Genomic DNA, 3,284 nt, shown 5'->3' on the forward strand with positions numbered 1-3,284 from the left:
GGCGGCCCCGGTCGTGCACACCAACCCCCCCCCCCCCCCCCCCCACACCCCCCCCCCCCCCCCCCCGGGGGGGGGGGGGGGGGGCCCCCCCCCCCCCCCCACCCCCCCCAGATTTCCGGGTGGTGCGACACGGGAACGTCACACTTCCAGTCGCACCGCCCGGAGCACGAAGTCCGGAGTGATCAGTACCGCACCGCTCGCGGTCAAGTTTTCACCGGAAGTACCCCCATATCACCCCCGGTGACCCCACCTACCCCCGGTGTCACCAGCAGTACCAGCAGTACGGCAGAACCCACGCAGTACCCGCAGTACACGCAGTGCACCTTTTGCGTCGCCTCGGGCCGTCACCCCGGGTCGTGCAGCCAAACGCGTTTTCCCAAATCCCGTGTCTCCAATCTTTATGCGGGTGCCCCTTTGAACCTTGGGAGTTAGGCACCATGACCCAGTCCTCTGTGGAGCCCAAGACCAGTGCGGAGGAGGCCGGAGACGGCTCTCCGACCCCCGCTGGTCAGTCCTGGCTCGACCGGTACTTTCACATCAGCAAGCGCGGATCCAACGTCGGCAACGAGGTTCGTGGCGGTATCACGACCTTCATGGCCATGGCGTACATCCTCCTGCTGAACCCCTTGCTCCTTTCGGGCAAGGACGTCGCGGGCACCACGATGGCCGCCTCGGCGATCATCACCGCCACCGCGTTCGCCGCGGCCGTCACGACGCTCCTCATGGGCTTCGTCGGCAAGGTCCCGCTCGCGCTCGCCGCAGGTCTCTCCGTGTCCGGCGTGCTGGCCTCGCAGGTGGCCCCCCAGATGACCTGGCCGCAGGCCATGGGCATGTGCGTGGTCTACGGCGTCGTGATCTGTCTCCTGGTCGTCACCGGCCTCCGAGAGATGATCATGAACGCGATTCCCCTCGCGCTCAAGCACGCCATCACCATGGGCATCGGCCTCTTCGTCGCCCTGATCGGCTTCGTGAAGGCGGGCTTCGTCGGCAACGGCGGGGAGTTCATGCCCCCCGTCCAGCTCGGCGCGACCGGTGAGCTCTCCGGCTGGCCCGTGCTGCTCTTCGCCATCACCCTGATCGCGATCTTCATGCTCCAGGCCCGCAAGGTGCCCGGCGCGATCCTGATCGGCATCGTCGGCGGCACCGTCCTCGCCGCGATCCTCAACGCCATCGTGGACATCGACCCGAAGGCCTGGAAGAACGGTCCGCCGGAGCTCTCCGGCTCCGCCGTCTCGGCGCCCGACTTCTCGCTCTTCGGTGACGTCTCCTTCGGCGGCTGGGGCGACGTCGGCTACATGACGGTCGGCATGATCGTCTTCACCCTGGTGCTCGCCGGCTTCTTCGACGCGATGGCCACCATCATCGGCGTCGGCACCGAGGCCAAGCTGGCCGACGACAAGGGCCGCATGCCGGGCCTGTCCAAGGCGCTGTTCATCGACGGTGCCGGTGGCGCCATCGGTGGTGTCGCGGGCGGCTCCGGCCAGACCGTGTTCGTCGAGTCCGCCACCGGCGTCGGTGAGGGTGCCCGCACAGGTCTCGCCTCCGTCGTCACCGGCCTCTTCTTCGCCGCCTGCCTCTTCTTCACCCCGATCACGCAGATCGTCCCGGGTGAGGTCGCCTCCGCGGCCCTCGTCGTCATCGGCGCGATGATGATGCAGAACGCCCGCCACGTGGACTGGGCCGACAGCTCGACCTCGATCCCGGTCTTCCTGACCGTCGTGATCATGCCCTTCACGTACTCGATCACCGCCGGTGTCGCCGCGGGTGTCATCTCCTTCGTGGCCATCAAGGTCGCTCAGGGCAAGGCCCGTGAGATCGGTGGCTTCATGTGGGCGCTGACCGGAATCTTCCTGGTCTTCTTCGCGCTCCACCCGATCGAGAGCTGGCTCGGCGTCGGCTGAGCCGGCCACGGCCGATCAGGCCCTGTCCGATCACCGAGAGGTGATCACTTGGCAGAACCCGCACCCTCCACGTATCCGATACTGGAATCCGAACCCTCCGAGGAGGCCCCCATGCTGGATATCGCCGAAGAATTGAACCGGTGGGTCGAGCAGGGACGCGATTTCGCCGTCGCCACCGTCGTGGCGGTGGGCGGGAGCGCACCCAGGCAGCCCGGAGCGGCCCTCGCCGTCGACAGTGACGGCACGGCCATCGGTTCGGTCTCCGGTGGATGCGTGGAGGGTGCGGTGTACGAGCTGTGCCAGCAGGCGCTCGAGGACGGCGAGACCGTCCAGGAGCGCTTCGGGTACAGCGATGACGATGCCTTCGCCGTCGGCCTGACCTGCGGCGGAATCATCGACATCCTGGTGACCCCGGTCCACGCGGACTCTCCCGCCCGGGAGGTGTTCGCGGCCTCGCTGGCTGCCGCCGCCCGCGGGGAGGCGGCGGCGGTCGCCCGGATCGCCGAGGGGCCGGCCGAGCTCATGGGCCGCGCCGTACTCGTCCGGGGCGAAGGCTCCTACGAGGGCGGGTTCGGCGGCCACCCCGAGCTGGACCGCGCCATCGCCGACGAGGCCCGCGCCATGCTCGACGCCGGCAGGACCGGCGTGCTGGAGATCGGCGCCGACGGCCGCCTCTGCGGAGAGCCGCTCAAGGTGCTGGTCGAGTCGAGCGTCCCGCCGCCCCGGATGATCGTCTTCGGGGCCATCGACTTCGCCTCCGCCCTGGTGCGGATCGGCAAGTTCCTCGGCTACCGGGTGACGCTGTGCGACGCACGGCCCGTGTTCGCCACGAAGAAGCGTTTCCCCGAAGCGGACGAGATCGTGGTCGACTGGCCGCACCGCTACCTGGAGGAGCAGTCCTCCGCCGGTACGGTCGACGGCCGGACGGTCCTGTGCGTCCTCACGCACGACGCCAAGTTCGATGTCCCGCTCCTCGAACTGGCCCTCAAACTTCCCGTCGCCTACGTCGGGGCCATGGGCTCCCGCCGCACCCACGAGGACCGCAACAAGCGGCTCCGCGAGGTCGGTGTGACCGAGCTCGAACTGGCCCGGCTGCGCTCCCCGATCGGCCTGGACCTCGGGGCCCGCTCCCCGGAGGAGACCGCGCTGTCCATCGCCGCCGAGATCGTCGCCAACCGGCGCGGCGGCTCCGGCGCGGCCCTGACCGGCGCGCACATCCCGATCCACCCGGACGTCGCGAACACGGTGATCAGCAGGATCGGTTCCGTCGCTTGAAGAGGTGACGGGCTGTAGCGCGACATCATCGCCGAGCGGCTGCTCGGCCTCCCGAAGGGCCGCCGCGGATGCGCTTCCTGCCGACCGAAGAACAGGCGGACTTCGCCC

General features: G+C 69.2%; 2 protein-coding genes. Both read left to right on the top strand.

Annotation, left to right across the window (positions count from 1 at the left end; translation table 11 throughout):
* The first annotated feature begins 437 nt into the window (after positions 1-437).
* Positions 438-1,901, top strand: a complete 1,464-nt coding sequence (locus ABZY57_RS32450; protein WP_356518093.1) for an NCS2 family permease — start codon at positions 438-440, stop codon at positions 1,899-1,901.
* A gap of 111 nt (positions 1,902-2,012) precedes the next feature.
* Positions 2,013-3,176: an XdhC/CoxI family protein gene (locus tag ABZY57_RS32455; protein ID WP_356518095.1), complete on the top strand. Its 1,164-nt coding sequence runs from the start codon at positions 2,013-2,015 to the stop codon at positions 3,174-3,176.
* Positions 3,177-3,284: the final 108 nt, after the last annotated feature.

This window comes from Streptomyces sp. NPDC006450 (genome assembly GCF_040612195.1).
GTDB lineage: Bacteria > Actinomycetota > Actinomycetes > Streptomycetales > Streptomycetaceae > Streptomyces.